General features: G+C 72.5%; 22 protein-coding genes. 4 read left to right on the top strand and 18 right to left on the bottom strand.

Translation table 11 applies throughout. From position 1 onward, the window contains the following. From ACQUQD_RS38620 to ACQUQD_RS38600, 5 genes are all read right to left on the bottom strand, one after another. Nucleotides 1-966 carry a carbohydrate ABC transporter permease gene (locus tag ACQUQD_RS38620; protein ID WP_428956888.1) on the bottom strand — a complete coding sequence of 322 codons (966 nt, stop codon included), beginning with the start codon at nt 964-966 and terminating at the stop codon, nt 1-3. Next, complete coding sequence (locus ACQUQD_RS38615; protein WP_428956887.1) at nt 963-2300, bottom strand: ABC transporter substrate-binding protein; 1338 nt, start codon at nt 2298-2300, stop codon at nt 963-965. Before ACQUQD_RS38615 ends, ACQUQD_RS38620 begins: the two co-directional genes overlap by 4 nt. A gap of 104 nt (nt 2301-2404) precedes the next feature. Next, the gene (locus ACQUQD_RS38610; protein WP_428956886.1) at nt 2405-3133 is read right to left on the bottom strand and encodes a cupin domain-containing protein; all 729 of its coding nucleotides are present in this window, start codon (nt 3131-3133) and stop codon (nt 2405-2407) included. Continuing rightward, on the bottom strand, nt 3127-4050 hold the full coding sequence (locus tag ACQUQD_RS38605) for a PmoA family protein (RefSeq protein WP_428956885.1): 924 nt from the start codon (nt 4048-4050) through the stop codon (nt 3127-3129). Before ACQUQD_RS38605 ends, ACQUQD_RS38610 begins: the two co-directional genes overlap by 7 nt. Further along, complete coding sequence (locus tag ACQUQD_RS38600) at nt 4047-5195, bottom strand: Gfo/Idh/MocA family protein (RefSeq protein WP_428956884.1); 1149 nt, start codon at nt 5193-5195, stop codon at nt 4047-4049. The genes ACQUQD_RS38605 and ACQUQD_RS38600 overlap by 4 nt, the downstream gene beginning before the upstream one ends. Before the next feature lie 305 nt (nt 5196-5500). Between ACQUQD_RS38600 and ACQUQD_RS38595 the strand changes: the two genes are divergently transcribed. Further along, a complete protein-coding gene (locus ACQUQD_RS38595) occupies nt 5501-6541 on the top strand; it encodes a LacI family DNA-binding transcriptional regulator (RefSeq protein ID WP_428956883.1) in 1041 nt (346 codons plus the stop codon). A 240-nt stretch (nt 6542-6781) separates the two neighbouring features. Next, nucleotides 6782-8428, top strand: a complete 1647-nt coding sequence (locus ACQUQD_RS38590) for a serine/threonine-protein kinase (protein ID WP_428956882.1) — start codon at nt 6782-6784, stop codon at nt 8426-8428. Nucleotides 8429-8440: 12 nt separating this feature from the next. Here ACQUQD_RS38590 and ACQUQD_RS38585 read toward each other — a convergent pair whose 3' ends face one another. The 12 genes from ACQUQD_RS38585 to ACQUQD_RS38530 all read right to left on the bottom strand — a co-directional run bounded on the left by ACQUQD_RS38585 (nt 8441) and on the right by ACQUQD_RS38530 (nt 19561). Continuing rightward, nucleotides 8441-8653, bottom strand: coding sequence for a hypothetical protein (locus tag ACQUQD_RS38585; protein ID WP_428956881.1), 213 nt, complete (start codon nt 8651-8653; stop codon nt 8441-8443). 105 nt (nt 8654-8758) lie between these two features. After that, nucleotides 8759-9307, bottom strand: a complete 549-nt coding sequence (gene ssuE / locus ACQUQD_RS38580) for an NADPH-dependent FMN reductase (RefSeq protein WP_428956880.1) — start codon at nt 9305-9307, stop codon at nt 8759-8761. Nucleotides 9308-9381: 74 nt separating this feature from the next. Continuing rightward, nucleotides 9382-10158 (bottom strand): serine aminopeptidase domain-containing protein, encoded by a 777-nt coding sequence (locus ACQUQD_RS38575; protein WP_428956879.1) that lies wholly within the window; start codon nt 10156-10158, stop codon nt 9382-9384. Next, complete coding sequence (locus ACQUQD_RS38570; RefSeq protein WP_428956878.1) at nt 10155-11183, bottom strand: LLM class flavin-dependent oxidoreductase; 1029 nt, start codon at nt 11181-11183, stop codon at nt 10155-10157. Before ACQUQD_RS38570 ends, ACQUQD_RS38575 begins: the two co-directional genes overlap by 4 nt. Then, on the bottom strand, nt 11180-12517 hold the full coding sequence (locus tag ACQUQD_RS38565) for an LLM class flavin-dependent oxidoreductase (protein WP_428956877.1): 1338 nt from the start codon (nt 12515-12517) through the stop codon (nt 11180-11182). Before ACQUQD_RS38565 ends, ACQUQD_RS38570 begins: the two co-directional genes overlap by 4 nt. Before the next feature lie 39 nt (nt 12518-12556). Further along, the gene (locus ACQUQD_RS38560; RefSeq protein ID WP_428956876.1) at nt 12557-13405 is read right to left on the bottom strand and encodes an ABC transporter ATP-binding protein; all 849 of its coding nucleotides are present in this window, start codon (nt 13403-13405) and stop codon (nt 12557-12559) included. Then, nucleotides 13402-14283 carry an ABC transporter ATP-binding protein gene (locus ACQUQD_RS38555; protein ID WP_428956875.1) on the bottom strand — a complete coding sequence of 294 codons (882 nt, stop codon included), beginning with the start codon at nt 14281-14283 and terminating at the stop codon, nt 13402-13404. Before ACQUQD_RS38555 ends, ACQUQD_RS38560 begins: the two co-directional genes overlap by 4 nt. Then, nucleotides 14280-15170, bottom strand: a complete 891-nt coding sequence (locus ACQUQD_RS38550) for an ABC transporter permease (RefSeq protein ID WP_428956874.1) — start codon at nt 15168-15170, stop codon at nt 14280-14282. Before ACQUQD_RS38550 ends, ACQUQD_RS38555 begins: the two co-directional genes overlap by 4 nt. 3 nt (nt 15171-15173) lie before the next feature. Beyond that, nucleotides 15174-16163: an ABC transporter permease gene (locus tag ACQUQD_RS38545; RefSeq protein WP_428956873.1), complete on the bottom strand. Its 990-nt coding sequence runs from the start codon at nt 16161-16163 to the stop codon at nt 15174-15176. Next, nucleotides 16160-17725: an ABC transporter substrate-binding protein gene (locus tag ACQUQD_RS38540; protein WP_428956872.1), complete on the bottom strand. Its 1566-nt coding sequence runs from the start codon at nt 17723-17725 to the stop codon at nt 16160-16162. Before ACQUQD_RS38540 ends, ACQUQD_RS38545 begins: the two co-directional genes overlap by 4 nt. Nucleotides 17726-18161: 436 nt before the next feature. Beyond that, nucleotides 18162-19106, bottom strand: a complete 945-nt coding sequence (locus ACQUQD_RS38535; RefSeq protein WP_428956871.1) for a DsbA family oxidoreductase — start codon at nt 19104-19106, stop codon at nt 18162-18164. After that, nucleotides 19103-19561: an RrF2 family transcriptional regulator gene (locus tag ACQUQD_RS38530; RefSeq protein WP_428956870.1), complete on the bottom strand. Its 459-nt coding sequence runs from the start codon at nt 19559-19561 to the stop codon at nt 19103-19105. The genes ACQUQD_RS38535 and ACQUQD_RS38530 overlap by 4 nt, the downstream gene beginning before the upstream one ends. A 139-nt stretch (nt 19562-19700) precedes the next feature. Here ACQUQD_RS38530 and ACQUQD_RS38525 point away from each other — a divergent pair, with 139 nt between their 5' ends. Continuing rightward, nucleotides 19701-20207, top strand: coding sequence for a cupin domain-containing protein (locus ACQUQD_RS38525; RefSeq protein ID WP_428956869.1), 507 nt, complete (start codon nt 19701-19703; stop codon nt 20205-20207). A 144-nt stretch (nt 20208-20351) separates the two neighbouring features. After that, nucleotides 20352-21068 (top strand): MIP family channel protein, encoded by a 717-nt coding sequence (locus ACQUQD_RS38520; RefSeq protein ID WP_428956868.1) that lies wholly within the window; start codon nt 20352-20354, stop codon nt 21066-21068. A gap of 48 nt (nt 21069-21116) precedes the next feature. On the opposite strand, the gene ligA is transcribed toward ACQUQD_RS38520, so the two are convergent. Next, nucleotides 21117-23222, bottom strand: a complete 2106-nt coding sequence (ligA, locus tag ACQUQD_RS38515) for an NAD-dependent DNA ligase LigA (protein WP_428956867.1) — start codon at nt 23220-23222, stop codon at nt 21117-21119. Between the last annotated feature and the right edge of the window lie 253 nt (nt 23223-23475).

Genomic DNA, 23475 nt, shown 5'->3' with positions numbered 1-23475 from the left:
TTACCGCCCCTCCTCGTCCGCGTAGAAGACCCATGACCGGGACGTCCGGAAGAGGATCAGGGTGATGGCGCCGATGGCGATGAGCAGCATCCAGGCCATCGCCGCCGCATAGCCCATGTGCGAGGCGGTGAAGCCGCGTTCGTACAGGTACAGCGTGTAGAACATGGTGGAGTCGGCGGGCCCGCCCTTGCCGCCGCTGATGGCGAAGGCCGGTGTGAAGACCTGGAAGGAGTTGATGATCTCCAGCACCAGGTTGAAGAAGACGACCGGGGACAGCATCGGCACGGTGACGGAGACGAACTGCCGCCAGCGGCCGGCGCCGTCGAGCGCGGCGGCCTCGTAGAGGTCGGGCGAGATCTGCTGCAGCCCCGCCAGGAAGATCACCATCGGTGCCCCGAACTGCCACGCGGTCAGCAGTACGACCGCGTACACCGCCAGGTCGGGGTCGCCGACCCAGCCGCCGGTGTGGATGCCGACCGCGTCGAGGACGCCCGCGACCGAGCCGCCGTCGTTGAACAGGGCGCGCCAGACCAGCGCGATGGACATGCTGGCCCCGAGCAGGGAGGGGGCGTAGAACGCGGAGCGGTAGAAGGCGCGGCCCCGGCTGAGGTTCTTCAGCAGCATCGCCACGCCGAGCGCGAGACCGAGCTTCAGCGGCACGGCGACGACGACGTACAGCATCGTGGTGCCGACCGACCGCCAGTACCGGGGGTCCTCGGTGAGCATCTCGGTGTAGTTGCGCAGGCCCACCCAGCGGGGCGGGTCGAAGAGGTTGTAGTCGGTGAAGGACAGGTACAGGGACACCGCCATCGGCACCAGGGTCAGCACGACCGCGCCGATCATCCATGGTGAGAGGAACACATAGGCGGGCCACTGCCGTTCACGGGTCCGGCGGCGCCGTCCGGCCGGCTGCTGGTCCGGGGTGCGGTCGGCGCGCGCGGGCGCCCTGGTCGTCACCGTGCTCATGACCTCAGCTCCCTGTTCGCCGTGTCGATGAGTTCGCGCGCCGCCTGGCGGGGCGTGGTCAGCTCGTACATCACGCGCTCGTACGCGCGGCCGAAGGCGGTGTTGATGGCGAGGTCGGCGCGTGGCGGTGCGGTCGGCGGTGGTGCCACGCCGTACTTCTCCATGGTCTGTGCGTACTCGTAGATCTCCCGCTCGGGGCCCTTGAGGGTCTTGGAGACGCGGGTCGCGATCTTCCGGTTGGGCGGGGTGGAGCGGGAGAAGCCGAGGATGTCGCCGGCCCGGGGGTCGTTGAGGAGGAAGTCGATCAGCTGGGCGGCTTCCTCGGGGTGTGCGCTGTGCGCTCCGATGCCGATGAGCATGCTCGGCTTGAAGTAGACGCCCTGGCGGCCGCTGGTCGTGGGGACCGGGGCGTAGTGGACGTCGTCGCCGAGGAGGCTCACATAGCCGGGGAACGGCGCGTCCCAGGTGAAGTCCGAGGCCGCGAGGCCACGGCCCATCGGGCTCATCTCGGTGTTAGTGGCCTGGGTGGAGTCCTTGGCCTGGGCGGTGGCGCCCTCCCTGCGGAGCTTGTCGCAGAACGTCCAGAACTCGGTGAGGTCGTTCTCGGTGAAGGCGAGTTCGGTCTGGCTCGCGTAGAGCTTTCCGCCGCGGCTGCGCAGCCAGTCCTCGAACACGTCCTCGTTGCCCCCGCCGTCGTTGGAGCCCACGACGGTGCGGCCGTCGGGTGACGTCAGCCCCAGGGCGCTGATCCTGCGGTTGCCCTCCGCCCATTCCTCCCAGGTCCAGTCGGGTTGCGGTGCGGGGATCCCCGCCTTCTTGAAGACGGCGGAGTCATAGGCGTACCCGGTGATGCCACGGCCCATCGGCAGGGCGTACTGCCCGCCCTTGTAGGTGCCGGTGCGCAGGAAGCTCTTGTCCATGTCGGACGTGCGGATCGTGCTGTCCTTGATGACGTCGTCCAGTGACATCAGGGCGTCGCCGCCCGCGTACTGGGACACCTGGCGGTAGTCGAGCTGGACCACGTCGGGGACGCCGCCGCCGGCCGCCTGTGTGGCCAGCTTCTGGAGGTAGGCGCCGAACTCCCCGTTCGACGTGCGGACGGTGACGCCGGGGTGTTCCTTCTCGAAGAGCCGGACCGCCTTCTCGGTGCGCGCGGCGCGGTCGTCGTTGCCCCACCAGGAGAACCTGAGGGTGACGCCTCCGGACGTGCCGCCGCTCGCGGTGGAACACGCGGAGAGGGTGCCGGTCAGCGCGGTACTGAGGCCGGCTGCGGCCGCCGCCAGGACGGTCCGGCGGCTCGGTGGTCGCGGCCGACCGCTTCGGAGCTCGGGCATGAGGGCCCTCCGGGGAATGGACGTGGACGTTGACAGAGGGGACGGGGGGACGGGGGGACAGGGGGGACAGGGGGAAGGTGGATGGCCAGGGGTGTGAAGGGGCGTCAGATGCCGGGGTAGACGTCCAGCCGGCCGCACATGCCGAAGCGGCCGCGGGCGGTGGGCCCGGTCGCGGCGACCCGCGCCGCGGCCAGATGCCTCTCGTCCTGTGTGCGCAGGGCTGCCAGTTGGTCGCCAGTCGCCGTCGCTGCGGCACGGGCGCCTTGGTGCCAGCGGCGTTCCCATGCGTCCAGCCGGGGGCGGACCAGTGCGGCGGCCGCCCGCTGGAACGCCGCCAGCGGCTCCGGGTCGCCGCTCTCGGTGGCGGCGCGCAGTTCGACGAACCGGCGGGTGGCCAGGTCGCGGCGGGCGCGCGCGATCTCCACCTGCTCGGCCTCGGGAACATCGGCGGGGACGCGGATCGCGTCGGCGTACGTCCCGGCGTCGGCGAGCAGGTCCTGGGGCAGGGTGAGCACCGCGTCGCCCGCCTCGGGCAGACCGCTGTTCTGCATCACGACGGTGATCTCCAGGCCGCCCGTGCTGGTCAGGCGGTGGATCGTGCCGGGCGTGAACCATGCGACGGTGCCCGGCTCCAGGGCGGTCTCCTGGTAGCCGGAGGTGGTGAGGGTCTGCACGGTGCCCCGGCCCGCTGTGACCACGTACCCCTCGCTGCAGGTGAGGTGCAGGTGCGGGGTGCCGCCCCCGGGCAGGCCGTCGACGGTGGGCCAGTCGTACACGCGCAGCCGGGACACCCCGACCGCCGCCGGGAACCCGTCGTACGTCGCGCTCACCACGCCCGGTCCTTCAGGTGCGCGGTGACCTGCTCGCGGTCCCAGGCGCCGTCGGCGATGTGCACGCGGTAGCCGCGGGTGAGGGTCTCGCCGGGGGCGAGGACGAGTTCGTCGTGGAACGCCCAGGACGGCGCGACCGCGGCGAACGGGTCGCTGCGCACGAACCAGTGCGCCGGGTGCGTCCCCCGCTCGCCCGCGTGGTCGTTGGCCGGGGCGTGCTCGAAGACGACCGTGGCGTGGCCGTCGCGGCCGTCGTGCTCACCGACGTACGCCAGCCAGGGGGCCTGGCTGCCCATCGGTTCGCCGCCGTCGGCCTCGGCGGTGAAGACCTCGCCGTCGCGGAAGGCGCGCGGGCCGCGCCAGAACAGGCCGGTGTATCCGGCCGCGGGGCGCCCGTGGGTGGTCGGGCTGCCGAACCGCAGGGGCTCGGCGCGCCGGTTGGTGACGGCCGAGGTCCAGGAGAGCGACCAGCTGCCGGCCTGCGGATCGACGTCGCACACCTCGATGCGCCGGTCCTCCTGAGCCCACAGCTCGCCGTCGTGCGGGTGCCAGGACAGACGCTCGGCGATGACGACGCGGTCGTCCGCGGCCGACACCTCGTCGAAGGCGATGTGGGCCATCGAGCCGACCTTCTCCGGCAGCGCGAGGTACCCCTCGCCGTGCACGTAGGTGTTCCCGCCCCACAGGTTCTGGCCCGACAGGTGGGAGGCGGTCAGCTGCAGCCCCTTGTGCCACCGGTGGTCGTTGGGGCGGTAGTCGGTCACGAGCCCGCCCGACAGGGTCCGCAGCGGGTGGAGGTAGGGCTTGGGCGCCTCCCACGCGGCTTCGGGCCGGTACACGTAGGCGAACAGCTCGGTTCCGGTCGCCTCGTGGGCCACGGTGATGCGGTCGCCGTGGGCGTGGGTCAGTGCGAGCGTCATGCGTGGTCCTCTTCCTTGCGCGGTGCGGCGGGCGCCCAGCCCGGGGCGCCGCCGTGCAGTGCGGTGTAGTAGGGGTCGCCGGGGCCGATCTCGCCCGCGCGCACGGGGGCGCCCGTGAACGCGGACTTGTACAGGGCGGTGATGAACTCGAGGGTCTGGCGGCCGCCCGCGCCGCTGGTGGCGTGGCGCCGTCCGGCCTTGATGTCGGCGACGAGGGCGCGCAGTTGGGCCAGGTGCGAACTGGGCTCGTCGGTGCCGAAGTCGCGCCAGGCGGCGACCGTCTCCTCGGGGACGCCGGGTGCCGGGGTGATGCGCCAGTCGGCGTTGCGGTAGCCGTACAGATGGGTCAGTTCGACCGTGGCGTGTGCGCAGTCGATCCGGATCCGGCTGACCTCGTCCGGGCTCAGGACGCTGTTGACGACGGTGCCCAGGGCGCCGTTCGCGAAGCGGATCTGCGCCGTGGACACGTCCTCGGTCTCGACGTCGTGCACGAGCCGGGCCGCCATGCCGCGCACGTCGGACCACGGGCCGAGCAGGTCCAGGAGCAGGTCGGTCTGGTGGATGCCGTGCCCCATGGCGGGGCCGCCGCCCTCGGTGGCCCATCGGCCGCGCCAGGGAACCGCGTAGTAGGCGCTGTCCCGGTACCAGGTGGTCTGGCAGTGCGCCACGAGAGGCCGGCCGAGGGCGCCGCTGCGCAGCAGTCCGCGGACGTGGCGGGCGCCGGAGCCGAAGCGGTGCTGGAAGACGATGGCGGCGTACGGGTCGGCGTCGCCGCCCTTCTCCGCCGCCTCGATGGCGTCGAAGTCCGCCAGGGACGGACAGGGCGGCTTCTCGCACCACACCCACGCGCCGCCCCGCAGGGCCGCCTCGGCCTGCTGCCGGTGCACGGCGGGCGGCGTGCACAGCACCACGAGGTCCGGGCGCACTTCGGCGAGCATCGCGTCGAGATCCGTGGCCGCGTACGGGATCCCGAACTCGTCGGCGCACGCGCGCACCGCGCTCTCGTCGACGTCGACCGCGGCGGCGACGACCACCTCGCCCTCGGCCTCCAGCGTCCGGAGCGCGGGCAGATGGCTGGAGCGCGCGATCCCTCCCGTGCCGACCAAGGCCGTGCGCAACGGGGTGTTCGAGCGGTGCGGGGACATGCGGACCCTCTCGTGAGACAGCCGGGGGCGGGGCACTGCGGGCGGCGCGAGCGCGTGAGGGCGGCGTCGGCGCGAGGCCTGTGTCGGCCTCTCCCGTGGGACAGCGGCCTCGGCCCGCAGACATGCGGCGTTCGCCCGACCTGCCGGCGGGGCAACCGCTTTCTATCGGTGTTCCAACGTTGTAACCGCCGTGAGTCGCGGAGGTCAACCCTTCGTCGGCGATGAGATCGGGCGGGCACGGACCACTGGTTCTCGGCGGCAACCGATGCATAATCTGGGAGAACTTCGACGACGGGAGCCGGTCAGTGGCAGCGGTGACACTCAAGGACGTGGCGGAACGCGCAGGGGTGTCGATCAAGACCGTTTCCAACGTTGTACGCGATGCGCCACGGGTGTCCGAGGCCACGCGGGAGCGGGTGATGCGGGCCGTCCACGAACTGGGCTACCGGCCGAACCCGTCGGCCCGCCGGCTGCGCACCGGGCGCAGCGGGCTGATCGCCCTGGCCGTTCCGGACCTGGCGACGCCGTACTTCGCGGAGCTCGCCCAGCACGTACGGGCGGAGGCCGCGGCCCTGGGGCTCACCGTCCTCATCGAGGAGACGCTGGGGGACGCGACGGAGGAACTGCGCCTGGCCACCGGTGTCGGCGCGTCACTGCTGGACGGCGTCATCCTGTCGCCCCTGCGGGTCCCGCCCGAAGAACTCGCCGCCGTCGCCAACGAGTTCCCCCTCGTGCTGCTCGGCGAACGCAGCTACGAACGCGAGCAGGTCGTGGTCGACCACGTCCTGATCGACAACGTCGCGGCGGCCCGCGACGCCACCGAGCACCTGATCGCGCTCGGCCGCACCCGGATCGCCGCCATCGGTGTCGACCAACAGGCGTCGGCGACCAGCCGGCAGCGCCTGGAGGGATTCCAACGGGCGCTGCACGAGGCCGGGTTGACCTACGATCCCCGACTCGCGCCCTCGGTGCGGGAGTTCGACCGCCGCAACGGCCTGGCGGCGATGCGCGCCCTCGCCGCCCTGCCGGCCGGGGTACGGCCCGACGCGGTGTTCTGCTTCAGCGACCTGCTGGCCGTGGGCGCCCAACGGGCCCTGTACGAAGCCGGGATGAGCGTGCCCGACGACGTCGCCGTGGCCGGCATCGACGGGTCCGACGAGGCGCTCTACAGCACCCCGTCGCTCACGTCCGTGGTCCCCGACAAGGCCGCGATCGCCTCCCTCGCCGTGAAGTGCCTGGCGGCCCGCATCCGCTCCGACGTGCCCTTGCCGTTCGAGGTGCACACGGCCCCGCACTGGCTGGACACGCGGGAGTCCACCGCGGGAACGCGACAGCAGCTGCCCTGATGAACGGTCGGCCGCGGTCGGTGGCTTCCACGCGCCCGAGCTGCCGCCGGCTCGCGGTCGGCCGCGTCGCCCGGCGTCACGGAGCGACGCGGAGCGGAATCCGCCCCGTCCGGCAGCCGTCCTCGCACAGCCGGCCCAGCTCCCTGCCACGACCGGCCCGAGTCCGGCGTTCCGCCTGTTCGGGCTCCCTTCGACCGGGCCGGTGCAGCGCTGTCACCGCCGTCTCGTAGTCTCTGCGCCATGAGCGAGGGGGGACCCGCACCGCGGGTGATCGACGGCCGGTTCGAGCTGGAGGCGCGGCTCGGCGGCGGGGGCATGGGGACGGTGTGGCGGGCCCGGGACCTGGTGCTCGACCGGGCCGTGGCCCTGAAGGAGGTCCGGCCTCCCGACCCGGCGCTGGCGGAGTACGACCCGCAGGCTGCCGCGCTGCTGCGCGCCCGGGTGCTGCGCGAGGCACGGGCCCTGGCCCGGGTCGACCACCCGAACGTCGTGACCGTCCACCACGTCGTGGACCCGGGCAAAGCAGCGTACCCGTGGCTCGTGATGGAGCTCGTGACGGGCGGTTCGCTCGCCGACCGGCTCGCGCGCGGCCCCATGGATCCGCGCGCGGCCGCGCAGTTGGGCCGCGAGGTGCTCGCCGCGCTGCGCGCCGCCCACGCGGCCGGGATCCAGCACCGTGACGTCAAGCCGGCGAACGTCCTGCTCAGACCCGACGGGCGGCCGGTGCTCACGGACTTCGGCATCGCGGCGATCCGTGAGTCGACCGCGCTCACGGCGACCGGCTCGATCATCGGCACCCCCGACTACATGGCGCCGGAGCGGGTCTCCGGCGGCGACGGCGGCCCCGAGTCCGATCTGTGGTCGCTCGCGATGATGCTGTACGTCGCCGTGGAGGGGCGGCACCCCCTGCGCAGGGCGACGACGCTGGCCACGCTGGCCGCCGTACTGAACGAGGAGCTCCCGCCCCCGGAACGGGCCGGGGTGCTCGCCCCGGTCCTCGGCCGGATCCTGGTGAAGGACCCTGCGCTGCGCCCGTCGCCGGCCGCGGTCGACGCCCAGCTCGCCTCGGCGGCGAAAGCGCCGTCGGCCGAGGACGTCCCGGCCACGTCGTACCGGCTGTCACCGCCCGCTCCCCCGGCGCCGTCCGTCCAGGACGCGGTCCCGGGGCCCGGCGCCGCCGCGCGGCCGGGCGGCGGGACCGATGAGCGGGAGGCGCGTGTCCGGCGGCTCACCCGGCGGCTCGCGATCGGCACGTCCCTCACCGGGACGGCGGTCGTGGCCACGGTGGTGTGGGTGCTCCTGCCGGACGGAGGCGCCACCGACACCGGAGGTCACGCCCCCGGACCGTCGACGGTCGCTTCTGCGTCCGCCGCTCCGAGTGCGGGCACGCGGCCTTCGTCCGCGCCCGGTCCGACGCCGACCGGCCGGACCGACCTGTTGACGCCCGACGGCATCCGCACCGCCCTGAAGGCGCTCGAGGCCGAGGCGGGGACGAGCCGGGTCAGCTCTCTCACCGTCTATCCGGAACACGTCTCGGCGCAAGTGATGGTCAACGGAAGCAGGACCCGCTACGACAGTTGGACCTACACCACCGAGCGCGGGGCCGAGAAGGGCATCATCAGCGGTTCGGTGACCTCCATGCAGAGCCCTTTCGACGTCGACGATCTCGACTGGGACGCGGTGCCCGCACTGCTCAAGAAGGCCGAGAAGACCCTGAACGTCTCGGATGTGACGAGCCGTTACCTCGATGTGCGGGCCCCGGACCCGACGTTCGGCACTCCGCTCCGCATGGCGGTCTACCTCTCGAACGCCTACAGCGAAAGCGGGTACATCGAGGCGGACGCCCGGGGCAGGGTGACGAGGACCCTGCCCGACGACAAGAGCTGAGCGTCCGCGCGGTCAGTCGGCGTCCTGGCCCGTCGCGCGGCGCACGGCCTGACGGGCCTCGTAGAAGTCGGCGTCCGAGACGTCCGGGTCGTCCTCGACCTCGCTCAGCCAGTCCTCCATCTCCTCGGGCTGCCACAGGTCGAATCCCTTGGGAATGTCGAGCGTCGTGGTGCTCGCACGCAGCTGCTCCACCGCAGCGGCTTCCTGGACACTGCGAGTGCTCACCTCGGTCACCGCGCCACGTCCTTCCGGTCTTCATAGGGGAACGGACGGGTGACCCTGCCAGACACACCCCGGATGTGTCCAAACCGGCCGCCCGCCCCCTCTCCGCTACGAGGCCAGAACGCTGACCCGACCGGCCAGTTCGGCCGAGAACACGGCGGCGGCCTGGTCCAGGGCCAGGGCGGACGCCGGAGCGATGACCGTGCGGTCCCCCTCGACGGTGATGTCCTTGTCGAGGGTGAACCAGCCGGGCACGATGTGGGCCGCGCCCATCGAGGTCAGGACCGGACGCAGCGCGTAGTCGATGGCCAGCACGTGGGCCGTGCTGCCGCCGGTGGCGAGCGGCAGCACGGTCTTCCCGGCGAGCGCGTACTGCGGGAGCAGGTCGAGCAGCGCCTTCAGCAGGCCGCTGTACGCGGCCTTGTAGACGGGCGTGCCGATGACGATCCCGTCCGCCTGCTCGAACCGGGCCGCGGCCTCGACGATCGCCGGGTGGCGGAAGTCGGCGCGCAGCAGCGCCTCGGCGGGCAGGTCACGGACGTCGAGCGTGCCCACCTCGTGCCCGTCGTCGACAAGGCGGGCGTCGACGTGGCGCAGGAGCCGGCCGGTGCGCGAGGTGGCTGAGGGGCTTCCGGAGACGGAGAGGACGACGGCCATGGGGAACCTTCCGGGTTCGGTGGTGCGGTGTGTACGGCGATGCGGTGCGGCGCCGCCGGTCGGGCGGCGGTCGTTCACCAGGCGCTGGCCCGCACGGAGACCTGGGGCTGTAGGTCGGCGCGCAGCGCTTCGAGGAAGGTGACGAGCTCGGCCGCCACCGCGCGGTGCTGCTGGTCGTTCAGGACGTCGTGGCGGGCTCCGCGCACGACGGCGAGGCGGGCACGGGGCAGGGTCTTGGCCAGGCGGTCGAGGGCGTCGTGGTCGGCGAGGGGGTCCAGGTCACCGGCGAGCAGCAGGTGCGGGACGGCCGAGCGGGAGTCGTACGCCGCGTCGAGCAGGGCGTCCGGCACGGGGGTGCCGAGGGTCCCGCGCCGGACCTGCGGGTCGGTGGTGAGGGCGCCCCGGTGGACGGGGCAGGTCGTCCTGACGTCCAGCTCGTCCTCCCAGCCGGCGCTTGCGGAGGCGGCCGCACTCCCGGGGAGTCCGGCGAGGACGAGGGCGTCGGGCCGGAGCTCGGGGGCCTCTGTGGCGTGGCTGTGCAGGGCGGCGAGCGCGGCGGCGCCCGTGTCGGAGCCCACGAGAACGAGTGGACCCGCCGTGCCGTCGTCCGCCGCGGGCGCCGCGGCGGCAAGGCGCTGCCCGAACTCGCGCAAGGACGAGCCGAGTCGAGCGGTGTCGAGGTCCGCGGCGTCCGCGGCGTCCACGACGCGGACGCGGTAGGCGTCGGCGGCGAGTCGCCTGCCGAGCCGGTTGTACGTGGCGCGGGTCTCGCCCCGCCCCGGGACCACGACGACGGTGCCGCGGGTCCGCAGGCCCTCGGGCGCGTGGTGGTCGGTGTACTGCTGGGTCATGCGACTGCTCCTGCGGGTTCGGGTGCGGGCCGCCAGCCCAGGGCGGGGGCGACTTCGGTGGCGATGAGCTCGAGGGCCCGGATCGCGGCGTCGAGGTCGGGCACGGCGGGGTTGAACTGGGTGATCAGGTCGGTGGCGAGGGGCAGGACCTGTTCCTGGCCGAGCGCGTGGACGATCTCTTCGGGGTGGCCGTAGAAGCTGTGGAAGCGGCGCAGCGCCTCCGCGCGGTCGAGGCCCTCGGGGAACGCTCCGCCGCCGGCCATGCGCAGGGCGGCGCGGTGCACGTCGTCGCCGATGTGGCGCAGCGCGGTGCGCCGGTCCCGCGCCGGGAACACGAACCGCGACAGGCCGATCCGCGGGCGGTGCGGCCGGTCCCAGGCGGCGAGGTACGCGTCCGCCCAGGGGCGTTGCACCGCGTCGGTGGGCGCGTCGTGTCCGTAGGCCGCGCGGTTGAGGAGCAGGTGCGAGCCGCCGTTCGCGGCGTGCCGGGCGCCGGCTTCGCTGAAGACGCCCTGCCAGATCCGGTCGGTGAAGTCGCCCGGCGCGGGCTGGACGCGGAAGCCCGGCGCCCGCACCTCGTCACCGGCCAGGGCCTGGCGCAGCACCACCAGATGTTCGCTGGTGAGCTGCCGCTTGCGCGCGACGTCCTGGCCGAAGGCGGCGTACTCCAGGTCGCTCGATCCGCTGCCGACGCCGACCTCGACGCGGCCGCCGCTGAGCGTGTCGACGACGGCGATGTCCTCGGCGAGCCGGACGGGGTCCTCCAACGGGAGGACGGTGACGGCGGTGCCGAGCCGGATGCGGGTGGTGCGGGCGGCGGCGTGGGCGAGGAAGGGCCAGGGCGCGGACAGGCCGCCTCCGCCGCCGGGTTCGTGGTGCTGGGCGACCCAGCCGATGTCGAAGCCCAGCGCGTCGGCCGCGACGAAGAGCTCCTGCGCGTTGCGGTACGCCTGTGCGGGGTCGTCGCCGCGGCCCTGGACGTGGGTGAGGAAGCCGAGCCGGAAGCGCGGCGCGGGCGCGGTCACGATCCGGCCGCGTCGAGGCTGTGACGGTTGGCGGGGACCGGCAGACCGAGGTTGCCGCGCAGGGTGTCGGCCTCGTACGCGGTGCGGAAGAGATCGCGCTTCTGCAGGATCGGCACGACCCCGTCGACGAACAGCTCCAGCTCCTCCTCGGTGCGGAAGGCCAGGTTGATGCCGTCGAAGGTGCCGGCGTCGAACCACTCCTCGATGCGGTCGGCGACGGTCTGCGGCGCACCGACGAACGGCGAGCGGCGGAACTCGGCCAGCGACTGGGCTACTTGACGCAGCGTCAGGTTCTCCGTCCTGGCCCGTTCGATGATCTTCGCGGCGCCGGTGCGGCCGCCCTTCTCCGCGAGGTGCGCGACGTCGGGGAACGGCGCGTCGAGATCGTGCACGCTGAAGTCGTACGCGCCGAACGACCGGCCGAGGAGCGCGAGGTGCCGGTCGAAGTCGTTGTCCTCCTCGAAGATCTCCCGCTCACGGAGCCGGGCCGCCTCGTCCGTGGCGGCGACGACCGGACCGCCATGGATGAAGATCTTGATGTGGTCGGGGTTGCGGCCGTGGGCGGCCGTGCGCCGCTTGATGTCGGCGTAGTACTCCTGCGCCTGCTGGAGGGGCCCGCCGGGCGCGTAGATTCCTTCCGCCACGCGTGCCGCGAGGTCGCGGCCCTCCTCGGAGACCCCGGCCTGGAAGATCACCGGCTGGCCCTGCGGCGAGCGGGAGAGGTTCAGCGGGCCGGCGACCTTGAAGTGCTCCCCCACGTGGTTGAGTTCGTGGAGCTTGGCCGGGTCGAGGAAGGTGCCGCGCTCGACGTCGGCCGGGAACGCGTCGTCCTCGTACGAGTCCCAGAGCCCCTGGGCGACCTGGACGAACTCCAGGGCGCGCCCGTAGCGGGTGGCGTAGTCGAGGTGCTCGTCGAGGCCGTAGTTCCTGGAGGTTCCGGTGTCGAAGCTGGTGACGACGTTCCAGCCGGCCCGGCCGCCGCTGATGTGGTCGAGGGAGGCGAAGCGGCGGGCGAGGTTGAACGGGGAGTTGTAGGTGGAGCTGGCCGTGCCGACGAGGCCGATGTGCCGGGTGTGGGTGGCGACGGCCGACAGGAGGGTGAGGGGTTCGAGCCGGTTGAGGTAGTGCGAGGGATAGGTGGCGTTGATGAACTGGCTGTCGACGATGAACAGGGCGTCGAACAGGGCGTGTTCGGCCGCCTGGGCCTGCCGTATGTAGTAGTTGATGTCGATGCTGGCGTTCTTGGCGACGCGCGGGTCCTTCCACAGGCCGTGCTGGCCGGGACCGCCGACACCGTACGGGTGCAGCGCGAGGTGGATCTGCTTCCGGGACATGAGCGTTCCTGTCTGTGGGCGCGGGAGGGGCGTGAGTGGCTATGCGTGGAGCAGGGCGCGCAGGGCCGCGCGTTCGGCACGGTCGGCCGGGGCACCGTGCAGGGTCGGCGCGGAGCCGAGGAGGAGGCGCGTGTACGCGTGGCGCGGCTCGTCGACGATGTCGCGGGCGGCGCCGACCTCGACGAGTTCGCCCTGGTAGAGGACGGCGATGCGGTCGGCGACGCCGGCGACGGAGCCGAGGTCGTGGGAGATGAGGAGGAGCGCCACGCCTTCCGCGCGCAGCTCCTCGAGGATCTCCAGGACCTGGACCCGGTTGGCGGAGTCGAGCGCGCTGACCGGCTCGTCGAGGATGACGACGCGGGGCTCGGTGACCAACGCGCGCGCGACGGCGACGCGTTGGCGCTGTCCGCCGGAGAGCTCGCCGGGCAGCCGGCCGAGCAGGTCCGCGGTCAGCCGGACCCGGTCGAGGAAGGCCCTGACGCGGGTGGCCGCCTCGCCGCGCGGCACACCCCGTACGAGCAGCGGCTCGCTGAGCGATTCCTCGACGGTGAGGTCCGGGTCCAGGCTGCGCAGCGGGTCCTGGAAGACGTACTGGACGGTCCCGCTTCGGCGCAGGTCGCGCCATTGGCGGCGGCCGTAGGCCGTGACGTCCGCTCCCCCGATGGTGATCGATCCGCTCGTGGCGGGCACCAGGCCGAGGACGGTGCGGGCGAGTGTGGACTTGCCGGAGCCGGTCTCGCCGATGAGGCCGACGGTCTCGCCCGGCGCGACGCTCAGCGAGACGCCGTGCAGGGCCCGGCGTCGCCTGCGGCGCGGCCCGTAGTGCACGTCGAGGTCGGTGATCTCCAGGAGCGCGGGCGCCGGCCCCGCGGGGTGGTCGGTGCTCACGCGTCCTCCTTGACCGTGCGGAACCTGTCCAGGCCGTAGCTCTCGTGCTCGGCGATGAGGAGCCGGGTGTAGTCGTGGTGCGGGTCGTGCAGGACCGAGCGGGTCGGCCCGTGTTCGACCACTTCTCCCTGGCGCATGACGAGGACCTCGTCGCACAGCTGGGCGACGACGGCGAGGTCGTGGGAGACGACCACGAGCGCGAGCCCGGTCTGCGCGCGCAGGTCGGCGAGCAGGTCGAGGATCTCCGCCTGGACGGTGACGTCGAGGGCGGTGGTGGCCTCGTCGGCGATGAGGATGCGCGGCCGCGCGGCGATCGCGGCGGCGATCAGGACGCGTTGCAGCATGCCGCCGGAGAGTTCGTACGGGTACTGGCCGTGGACGAGTTCGGGGTCGCGCAGGTGGACCGCGCGCAGCAGCTCGACGGCGCGCTCGCGGGCCTCCCGTCGCTTCAGCCCCTGCTTCACGCGGACGACCTCCGCGATCTGGGCGCCGACGCGGATCGAGGGGTTGAGGTAGGAGGCCGGGTCCTGGAAGACGGCGCTGATGGTGGTGCCGCGCAGCTCGGTCCAGCGGGCGGTCGTCAGGGTGGTGATGTCGGTGCCGTCGATCGCGATCGAGCCGCCGGTGATCGCGAAGTGCGGGGGCAGGATGCCCAGCGCGGCGCGGCAGGTGAGGGTCTTTCCGCTGCCGGACTCGCCGACGATGCCGACGGTCTTGCCGGGGGTCAGTTCGAAGCTCACCCCGTGGACGATCTCGCGGTCACCGGCCAGGTCGCTGATGCGCAGGTCGCGCACGGACAGGACCGGGGCGGCCGCATCGGCCGACTCCGGCTCGGAGGCGGCCGGTCGGGGCAGGGTCTTCTGCAGGGACGGGGTCATCGGGCACCTCCGGCGGTGACGGGTTCGGCGTTGTCGGTGCGGCGGGCGCGGGCCTTGCGGCGGTTGACCAGGGCGCGGCCCGCCTCGCCGGAGACGTCGCGGATGGCGTCCGCGAGCAGGTTGCCGGCCCAGACCGTCACCATGATCAGCAGGGCCGGGGCGACGGGCGCCCACGGCTGGTGGCTGAGGTAGGCCAGGTCGGAGGCGAGCAGGCCGCCCCACGTCGGGGCCGGGGGCTGGACGCCGATGCCGAGGAACGTGAGGCTGGAGACGATCACGAAGCCGACGCCGATGGTCGATGCGAGGGCGACCGCGAGGGGCGGGAGCACCTTGGTCCACACGTGGCGGCGCACGATCCAGCCGACGGAGGCGCCGGAGACGAGCGCGGCCTCGACGTACTGGGCACGGGCCACGGTGAGGGTCGCGGCGCGGGCCACCCGGTAGAACAGCGGGGAGACCAGGACGCCGGTGACGAGCATCGCCTGGGTGATGCCGTTGCCGAGGAGCGCGATGACCGCGACGGCGAAGAGCAGGAACGGCAGGGCCACGAGGGTGTCGGTCAGCCGCAGGGTGAGCCATTCGAAGGCGCGTCCCAGGTAGACCGACAGGATGCCGGGGACGGACCCCACGACCAATGCGGTCAGGGCGACTTCGAGGGAGCCGAGGACGCTGACGCGGGAGCCGTCGAGGAGGCGGCTGAACGTGTCGCGGCCGAGGTAGTCGGTGCCGAGCCAGTGGTCCGCGGAGACGTCCGCGAGGGTGTGGGCGCTGGTGGCGAGGGGGTCCTGCGGAGCGAGCAGCGGGCCGAGCATCGCGAGCAGGGCGATCAGGGTGAGGACGACGACGGCGATCCGTCCGGACGTGAGCGTGAGAACGCGGCGCACCATGGGTCACACTCCTCTCTGGGAGGCCGGTGTGACCCGGGCCAGGACCAGGTTGACGAGCAGGTTGAACGTGACGACGAGGGCGATCGACACGACGAGGACGCCTTGGACGGCGGGGACGTCACCGGCCTGGGCCGCGTCGTTGGCGAACCGGCCGAAGCCCTGCAGGCCGAAGATCCACTCGGTGACGACGGAGGCGCCGACGAGGGCGGGGAACTTCAGGCCGAGCGTGGCGAGGGTCGGGCCGAGGCCGTTGCGCAGGACGTGGCCGAAGAAGATCCGCCGCGGGCTGAGCCCGCGGACCACGGCGCCGGTCACGTAGTTCTCCCCGTACGCGGCGATGAGGCTGGTGCGCAGCTGGCGGGCGACGTCGGCGATGACGTCGAAGCTCAGGGCGAGGGCCGGCAGGGTGATGTGGGCGAGCCACGGCCCGACGCCCTGTGCGGCGGGGACGTAGCCTGCCGACGGGAACAGGTGGAGTCCGACGGCGAACACGGCGACCAGCACGATGCCGACGACGAACGCGGGCATCACCGAGATCACCGTCACGAAGCCGGTGACCGCCCGGTCGATCCAGGTCGTGCGGCGCAGCGCGGCGAGCGTACCGAGGGCGAATCCGACGACCACGCCGATCAGGAGGGCGAACGTGGCGACGGACAGGCTGACGCCGAGGCCGACGCCGATGAGGGTGGAGATGTCGGAGCCGTTGGTCCAGCTGGTGCCGAGGTCGCCGTGGAGCACGCCGTCGAACCAGTCCCCGTACTGGACGAGGAAGGGCCGGTCGAGGCCCCATTCGGCCTCGACGCGGGCGACGGCCGCGGGGGTCGCCTCCTCCCCCAGCTGGATCCGCGCCGGGCTGAGACCGCTCAGTGAGCGCAGCGCGAACGTCACGAAGGTCGCGACCAGGAAGACGGGCACGAAGAGGGCGACCGACCGGGCGAGGGCGGCCAGGACCCGGCCCAGGGCGTGCCGTGTCCGGGAGCGCCGGGCCGTCACCGGGCGCCGCCGATGGTCACGCCGGTCCAGTCGATGTGGGCCGGGTTCTTGGGCAGGTCGGAGATCGACTTGCTCTTGGCGATGAGGTTCGGCTGGGAGTACGTGAAGACGAGGGCCTTGCTCTCCAGTCCGGCCCGGGTCGCCGCTTGCAGGGTCCTGGCGTACGCGGGCGAGTCGAGCGGGGTCCGGCGGACCTTGGCGATGGCGGACTCGAAGCCGTCGGGCTCGTAGGGCGAGCTGAGGTTGAGCGGGCCGTCGGGGCCGAAGTGGGCGGTGAGGGTCTGTGCGGCGGAGTCGCGTCCGGTGGTGGCGTACAGGGAGAAGGTGAGGTTCTTGGCGAAGAACGGGGTGGCCCAGTTCTTGTCGATCTTGATGGTGACGGTGATGCCGACCTTGGCCAGCTGCGACTGCACGATCTCGGCCTGTGGGTCCTCGGCGGGGATCACGAGGTCGAGCTTGATGTCACCGGCCTTGTGGCCCGCTTCGGCGAGCAGCTTCTTCGCCTTGGCCGGGTCGTAGGGATAGCTGTTCTCGGACCGCGGGTCGTAGGCGACGTAGCCCTTGGGGAACGGCTGGTCGGTGGCTTCGCCGTAGCCGAACGTCAGCTTGTCGACGAACTCCCGGCGGTCGATCGCGTAGCGGACGGCGTCGACGACCTTGTCGTTGTCGAACGGCTTCTTGTTGATGTTCAGGCTGATGTTGGAGGCGTTGAAGCCGGGCTGCACGAAGACGTCGAGGCCGGCCTTCTTGGCGGCGGAGGCCTGACCGGGTTCGATGTCGGCGAAGTTGTAGACACCGGTCTGCAGGCCGGAGATGACGGTGGAGGCGTCGGGGGCCGAGGTCAGTTCGACGTTGTCGATGTGGATGTTGTCGGCGTCCCAGTAGTCGGGGTTCTTCTTCAGGACGGCCTTGGTGCCCGGGATCACCTGGGTGACGATGAAGGGGCCGGCGCCGACCGGGTTCTGGTCGAGCTTCGCCGGGGACTTCGCGGCCTTGGGGCTGGCGATCTGCAGCACGCGCTGGCCGAACAACTGCGGTATCTGGTAGTCGACTTGGCTGAGGTGGACGACGGCGTCGAGCCCCTCGGCGTCCACGGACTCGATCGACGTGAGGTCGCCGAAGAGGGCGGAGTTCTTCTGCTTCTTGGCCCGCTCGACGGCCGCCTTCACGGCGGCGCCGTCGACCGGCTCGCCGTCGCTGAACGTCAGGCCGGAGCGCAGGTGGAAGGTGATCCGGTCGCCCTTCTTGTTGTACTCCCAGCTCTTGGCGAGGTCCGGGACCGCGTCACCCTTCTCGTTCGTTCGTGTCAACGAGGCGTACACCAGGGCGAGTTCACGGAACTGGGCGCCGCTGCCGCCGACGACCGGGTCCCAGTGAGCGGGGAAGTACGACGACGTCCACTTCAACGTGGCGCCCCCGCTCGCGGAGCCGGCCTCACCGCCGCAGGCGCCGAGTGCCGGTACGAGGAGGGCGGTCAGGCCGGTCACCAGGCCTGCGGTGCGCAGCCGGGCGGCGGGTCGGAGGGGGCCTGCGGGACGACGGGGCATGAGGCGTCCGGGCATGGTTCTCTTTCGTCGATGGCCCGCTTCCGCCCGGGGCGGCGGGTGGCGGGGCGAGGGGCGGCACCCCCGCGACCGCCACGGACGCACGCCTCAACAGGCCTGCACGCACGGGGAGATGGGCGCGGCGGAGCCTTGGAGCCGAGGCAGGGGCGTCAGCGGATCACGGGGTGGACCGGGACACGGAGCAGAAGAGGTGGCGGCGCGCAGACGAACGCGCTCGGCCGGGGAAGGCGCAGCGGGCGGCGCGGGGGCCGTGGACCGGGTCGATCAGCGACAGAGGGCGCTACAGGTGCGCCGCAGATCCACGTAGCGGCACACCACACCGGGGTGCGTCGTGAGCATGTCCACATCCTGGGGCCGGTCGTCCGCCCCTGTCAATGGACACCAATTGGTGTCTCATTCGGCGGACAGTCCTACGCCGCTGGTCAACGGCCTGTCAGGGAGCAAGGGAGGTCCCAGGGAGGGCCGTTGAGCGCTCCCGGGCCTCCGCCGCGTCCAGCCACACCGGGCCGCCCGCGGTGTCCACCCGCACCGCGTCCGGTGGCGGCCACGGCCCGGTCGTCAGCACTTGGCGCTCGGGGTCGGTGAGGCTGCGGTAGCGCTTCAGCGCCCGGTCCGCGGGCAGCGCGGGCGGCGCCGTCGACAGCAGGCCGGGGGACAGCTCCTCGACCGCCGCGGCGTACTCCTCGTAGGGGCGCCAGCCGGGCACGACGCGTCGGCCACCGGAAGCGCGCAGCAGCAACGTCGGCAGGGCGTAGCGGAGTCGGCCGTCCGAGGTCTCCTTGGCCGCGCCGGGGTGGGGTGAGCCGCTGTCGACGGAGCGCACCTCGGGGACCGGCCTGCGCGCCTCGGCGCGGTCGGCCCGCACGCTCTCGCGCACGGCGTCGGAAGCCGCGTCGGCCCGCAGCCGCTCCGCGTCCAGGCCCGGCACGCCTCGTACGGCGAGCAGCGCGGACTCGGGGATGTCGGCGGGCTCGCCCGCCACGAACACGGTCTCGCGCAGCCGTCGCAGCACGCGGTCCGCGACCCGGCCGCCCTGCGGCTCGGCCGCCTTGGCCACGAGGGACGCGGGCCAGGAACTCGCCGCGACGCGGCTCAGGCGGACCGCGCGGGGCGCCTTCGTGTGGCCGCAGATCTCCTCGACGTAGCGTTCGTACCAGGCGGTCTCCGCGGCGGGGTCGGGCGGCGGGTCATCGTCGTCGTCGAACAGGATGCAGTAGGCCCGGCGCCAGCGGACCCGTCCGTCGAGCGCCGCCCGCAGACGGCGGAAGGTGGGCTCCGAACCCCAGGCCCAGGGGCACAACGGGTCGGTGTACTCGACGACTTCGAGAGCCGGCTCCTGTCCCGCACCGGGCCCGCCGGCCGCATCCGGGTCCGTCACGCGGCGCTCCGGGGGGCCTGTGCCGCGCCGGTTCCGGCGTCGATGCCGGTACCGGCTTCGGGCGGCAGCAGTGCGGCCAGGGTGACCCCGCCCAGAAGCGCCGCCGCGTCGGCCTCGATCCGCCGGTACAGGGCGGGCAGTCCCGTGGCGGCGCCCGGGTAGTCCAGGCCCTCCAGCGGCTCACCGCGCAGGGTGATCAACTCGCCGTCGACGGCACGCGCGACGTCGAGCAGGGTGATCTCCTCGGCGCGGCCGCCCAGCCAGTAGCCGCCCTCGCAGCCGCGCTGACTGCGCACCAGGCCGGCCTTCCGCAGCTCGCCCACCACGGACTTCAGAAATCGGAACGGGATCCCCTGCGAGGAGGCGATGGACTCGCAGGTCAAGGGACGGTCAGGGACACGGGCGAGCTCCAGCAGCGCCCGCGTGGCGTAGTCCGCCTTCGCGGAGATATGCATGAGCACATCATGCCTGAACCCCCGCTCGCGACAAGGCCCTTCACCCTCGCCCGCCGGTATGTTGCGGGAACATTGCCGCAGGTGAGACCCATTGGACACCTCTTGACATCCTTTTCGGGGGAGCTCTAGCGTCCCGGCCATGAGCGATGCGCTGACCACCCCTGGCGAAGGCTTCCACCCGCATCTCCACGATGCCCCGAACCCGTCGGCCGCTCCGCTGCGGACGCGCCTGCACCACATCCGCGCCGACGCCCTGGACGGCGACACGGCGCAGACGGGCGGCATGCGCCGCTTCGCCGCCGTCAGCGGGAACACGGTGGGCTCGGAGAAGCTCTGGATGGGCCAGACCCATGTCGCCCCCGCGACGTCGTCCTCCGACCACCATCACGGCGAGTCCGAGACCGCCATCTACGTGGTCAGCGGTCACCCCGAGTTCGTCTTCCTCGAGGACTCGGGCGACGGCGAGGAGGAGATCCGGTTGCGCACCTCCCCCGGCGACTACATCTTCGTACCGCCGTACGTGCCGCACCGCGAGGAGAACCCCGACCCGGCCGACGAAGCCGTGGTCGTCATCGCGCGCAGCACCCAGGAGGCGATCGTGGTGAATCTGCCGAAGCTGCACGCGCTGCCCGGCCAGCAGGACTGAGGCCGGCCGCACGACCGGCCGCGGCAAGCACCCGACCGCGGAATTCACCCGTTCGGCCCTGCGACGGCGCCCCCGACGGGCGCTCCCCTCATGCGACCCCAACGCTCTGAGTACGACTGATCTCAACGTATTGGGGTGGTTGCCATGCGAACCAGAGCGCTGGCCTCGGAGTTCGTCGGAACCCTGCTTCTGGTCTTCTTCGCCGTGGGCTCGGCGGTCCTGGGAGCCGAGTACATCGGCACCCTCGGCATCGCGTTGGCCTTCGGCTTCACGCTCCTGGCGTTGGCCTACTCGCTCGGTCCGATCTCGGGGTGCCATGTCAACCCGGCGGTGACGCTGGGCATGCTGTGCGCACGCCGCATCGACGTGCGCACGGCGGTCTCGTACTGGATCGCCCAGTTCGTCGGCGGCATCGCCGGAGCGGCGCTCCTCTTCCTGCTGGCCAAGCAGGTGCCCGGCTTCCGGGCCTCCGGCGCCTTCGGCAGCAACGGCTACGGATCGCGGTCCGCGGTGCACATCAACACCGGTGGCGCGTTCCTCGCCGAGGTCGTCCTGACCTTCCTGCTGGTGTTCGTGGTGCTCGCCGTGACGCACCGCGTCGCCGTCACCGGCTTCGACGGCCTGCCCATCGGCATCGCGCTCGCCGTCATCCACCTGGTCGGCATCCCGCTGACCGGTACGTCCGTCAACCCGGCGCGCAGCCTCGGCCCGGCCCTGTTCGCCGGCGGTGCCGCGCTGTCGCAGCTGTGGCTGTTCATCGTCGCGCCGCTGGTCGGCGGCGCACTCGCCGCGGTCGTGCACCAGGTGACGCACCCGGCGGGCGAGGACCGCACGATCGCCGACGAGGTGTCGGCGGCCTGACCCGGGCGGGCCCGCGCGGACGACGTCCACGCGGGCCCGGGCCGACGGTCAGCCGAGCAGGTCGGCGACCATCGCCGCGAACTCGTCCGGGGTGACCAGGCGGATCCCGAGGGACTCGGCCTTGGCCCGCTTCGAGCCCGCGCCCTCCCCGGCGACGACGATGCTGGTGTTCTTCGAGACGCTGCCCGAGGACGTGCCGCCGGCGCGCTCGACGAGCTCGTTCATCTGGTTGCGGGAGAGCTCGGCCAGGGGGCCGGTCATGGCGCCGGTCACCACGACCTTCATGCCTGCCAACGGGCCCGCTTCCGGGGTGTCCTGGCCGTCGGCGTCCGTGGCGGCCGCGGGGGGTGTGGCGCCGGGTTCGGTCATGGACAGGCCCGCGGCCGCGAGGCGGTCGATCTGCTCGGCGAGCTCGGCGAGTTCGGCGACGATGACCGGGGCCTTCTCCGCGCCGATCCCGTCGACCTGCTGCATCGCCTCCGCGTCCGCGGCCCGGATCGCGTCCATGGTGGCGAAGTGCCGGGCGATGCGGCGGGACATGGAGCGGCCGGTGCCGCGGACGCCGAGCGCGCACAGCACCCGCGAGAGCGGCTGTCTCCTGGCGGCGTCGAGCGCCGCCATGAGGTTGTCGGTGCTGGTCTCCCCCATCCGTTCCAGGCCGAGCAGTTGCTCGCGGGTGACCCGGTCGAACAGGTCGGGCAGGCTCGTCACCAGCCCGGACTCCACGAGCTGCACGACCCGGGACTGGCCCAGTCCCTCGATGTCGAGCTGGTCGCGGCCCGCCGCGTAGGAGACGGAGGCGACCAGGTGGCAGTTGCGGCCGCGCTCGCACCGCCACCGCTGTTCGCTCGTGTCGATGCCGGAGCCGCACTGCGGGCACTCGGCGGGGAAGGCGATCTCCTGCTCGTCGCCGGTCCGCAGGTGGGCGACGGGGGCTTCGATGCGGGGGATGATGTCGCCCGCCTTGTAGACCATGACGTGATCGCCCAGGCGCAGGTCGCGGCGGGTGATGTCGGCGGGGTTGTGCAGCGTGGCGTACGTGACGGTGGAACCGTCGATCTCCACCGGCTCCAGCACCGCACGCGGCGCGATGATGCCGGTGCGACCCACGTTCCACTCCACGCCGACCAGCCTGGTGATCTTCTCGACGGCCGGGAGCTTGAAGGCGACCGCCCAGCGCGGCGCGCGTGATCCGGATCCGGCCGTCCGCTGGTCGGCGGCGAGGTCGGCCTTGACGACGATCCCGTCGATACCGAACGGCAACTCCGCGCGGGCCGCCGCGATCTCCGCGACGCGGGCCAGGACCTCCTCCACGGAGGTGACCACGACGCCGGCGACCTGGGTGCTGGCCGGGGTGTTGATGCCGTAGCCGGACGCGCGGTCCATGAGCGCCCCGTGCGCGGCCTCGGTGAGGTCGGCGGCGAGCGCCTCGTCCGTGTCCGCGAGCGGCAGCAGACCGTAGCCGAAGAACGTCATCTCCACCCGGTACGCGCGGTCCTTGGCGCGCAGTGTGCCGGCCGCGGCGTTGCGCGGATTGGCGAACGGCTCGCCGCCGTGCTCGGTGCGCAGCTGGTTGGCGTACTCGAACTGGGCGGTGGTCATGAGGACTTCACCGCGCACCTCCAGCGTGACCGGCTCGGTGAGCTCCGCGGGCAGGCCCTCGATGGTGCCGACGGCGTGCGACACGTCCTCCCCTGCGGTGCCGTCCCCGCGCGTGATGAGGCGGGCGAGCCGGCCGTGCTCGTACCGGGCGGCGATCGCGAGGCCGTCCAGCTTGGGCTGAACGTTCCAGCTCGCCACCTCGCGGCCGATCCGCCGCTCCAGCGAGGCGGCCCAGGTCGCGAACTCCTCGTCGGAGAACACGTTGTCCAGGCTCAGCATCGGTACCGTGTGCGGCACGTCTCCTTCCACCGCGCCGCCCGCGACCTTCCCGGAGGGCGAGTCGGAGAGCACCTGGTCCGGGTGGGCGGTCTCGTACGCGGCGATCGCCCGCACCAGCCGGTCGTACGCGTCGTCGTCGAGTCGCGAGGTGCCGCCTTCGTAGTACGCGGCGGCCGCGGCCTTGGCCTCTTCGACCGCCTGCGCGTAGGCGGCGGCATCAGACAGCGCGGGCAGCGCGGGCAGCACAACAGGAACGGCAGGAGTCGTCGTCATGCCCTTCATCCTGCCTCCCACCACTGACAATCCAGTGGCTGCCGGGCGGGGCGGGCGTTACCTGACAGCCACGGTGCGCACCCCGAGACCGACCAGAACGGCCCCTGCCAGATGGCGGTCAGGAACTGCGGGACGAGGGTGAGCGAGACCCGCCGAGCCGAGGGCGACGAAGGCGCCGTCGGCTCGTGAACCCGCGATCACCTTCTGCGGGACGAGAGTGAAGCTGGTGCCGGGAATCAGGGTGAGGGGGACG

The sequence above is a fragment of the Streptomyces sp. cg35 genome (assembly GCF_050410835.1).
Lineage (GTDB): Bacteria > Actinomycetota > Actinomycetes > Streptomycetales > Streptomycetaceae > Streptomyces.
Note: the sequence above shows the minus strand (reverse complement) of the source record. Positions and strands in the feature narration are given on the sequence as shown.

What these genes read in the sequence shown, in the direction of transcription:
- ACQUQD_RS38620 (WP_428956888.1), bottom strand. Translation starts at nt 966, where the DNA reads ATGAGCACGGTGACGACCAGGGCGCCCGCGCGCGCCGACCGCACCCCG.
- ACQUQD_RS38615 (WP_428956887.1), bottom strand. Translation starts at nt 2,300, where the DNA reads ATGCCCGAGCTCCGAAGCGGTCGGCCGCGACCACCGAGCCGCCGGACC.
- ACQUQD_RS38605 (WP_428956885.1), bottom strand. Translation starts at nt 4,050, where the DNA reads ATGACGCTCGCACTGACCCACGCCCACGGCGACCGCATCACCGTGGCC.
- ACQUQD_RS38600 (WP_428956884.1), bottom strand. Translation starts at nt 5,195, where the DNA reads ATGTCCCCGCACCGCTCGAACACCCCGTTGCGCACGGCCTTGGTCGGC.
- ACQUQD_RS38590 (WP_428956882.1), top strand. Translation starts at nt 6,782, where the DNA reads ATGAGCGAGGGGGGACCCGCACCGCGGGTGATCGACGGCCGGTTCGAG.
- ssuE (WP_428956880.1), bottom strand. Translation starts at nt 9,307, where the DNA reads ATGGCCGTCGTCCTCTCCGTCTCCGGAAGCCCCTCAGCCACCTCGCGC.
- ACQUQD_RS38575 (WP_428956879.1), bottom strand. Translation starts at nt 10,158, where the DNA reads ATGACCCAGCAGTACACCGACCACCACGCGCCCGAGGGCCTGCGGACC.
- ACQUQD_RS38565 (WP_428956877.1), bottom strand. Translation starts at nt 12,517, where the DNA reads ATGTCCCGGAAGCAGATCCACCTCGCGCTGCACCCGTACGGTGTCGGC.
- ACQUQD_RS38555 (WP_428956875.1), bottom strand. Translation starts at nt 14,283, where the DNA reads ATGACCCCGTCCCTGCAGAAGACCCTGCCCCGACCGGCCGCCTCCGAG.
- ACQUQD_RS38550 (WP_428956874.1), bottom strand. Translation starts at nt 15,170, where the DNA reads ATGGTGCGCCGCGTTCTCACGCTCACGTCCGGACGGATCGCCGTCGTC.
- ACQUQD_RS38540 (WP_428956872.1), bottom strand. Translation starts at nt 17,725, where the DNA reads ATGCCCGGACGCCTCATGCCCCGTCGTCCCGCAGGCCCCCTCCGACCC.
- ACQUQD_RS38530 (WP_428956870.1), bottom strand. Translation starts at nt 19,561, where the DNA reads ATGCATATCTCCGCGAAGGCGGACTACGCCACGCGGGCGCTGCTGGAG.
- ACQUQD_RS38525 (WP_428956869.1), top strand. Translation starts at nt 19,701, where the DNA reads ATGAGCGATGCGCTGACCACCCCTGGCGAAGGCTTCCACCCGCATCTC.
- ACQUQD_RS38520 (WP_428956868.1), top strand. Translation starts at nt 20,352, where the DNA reads ATGCGAACCAGAGCGCTGGCCTCGGAGTTCGTCGGAACCCTGCTTCTG.
- ligA (WP_428956867.1), bottom strand. Translation starts at nt 23,222, where the DNA reads ATGACGACGACTCCTGCCGTTCCTGTTGTGCTGCCCGCGCTGCCCGCG.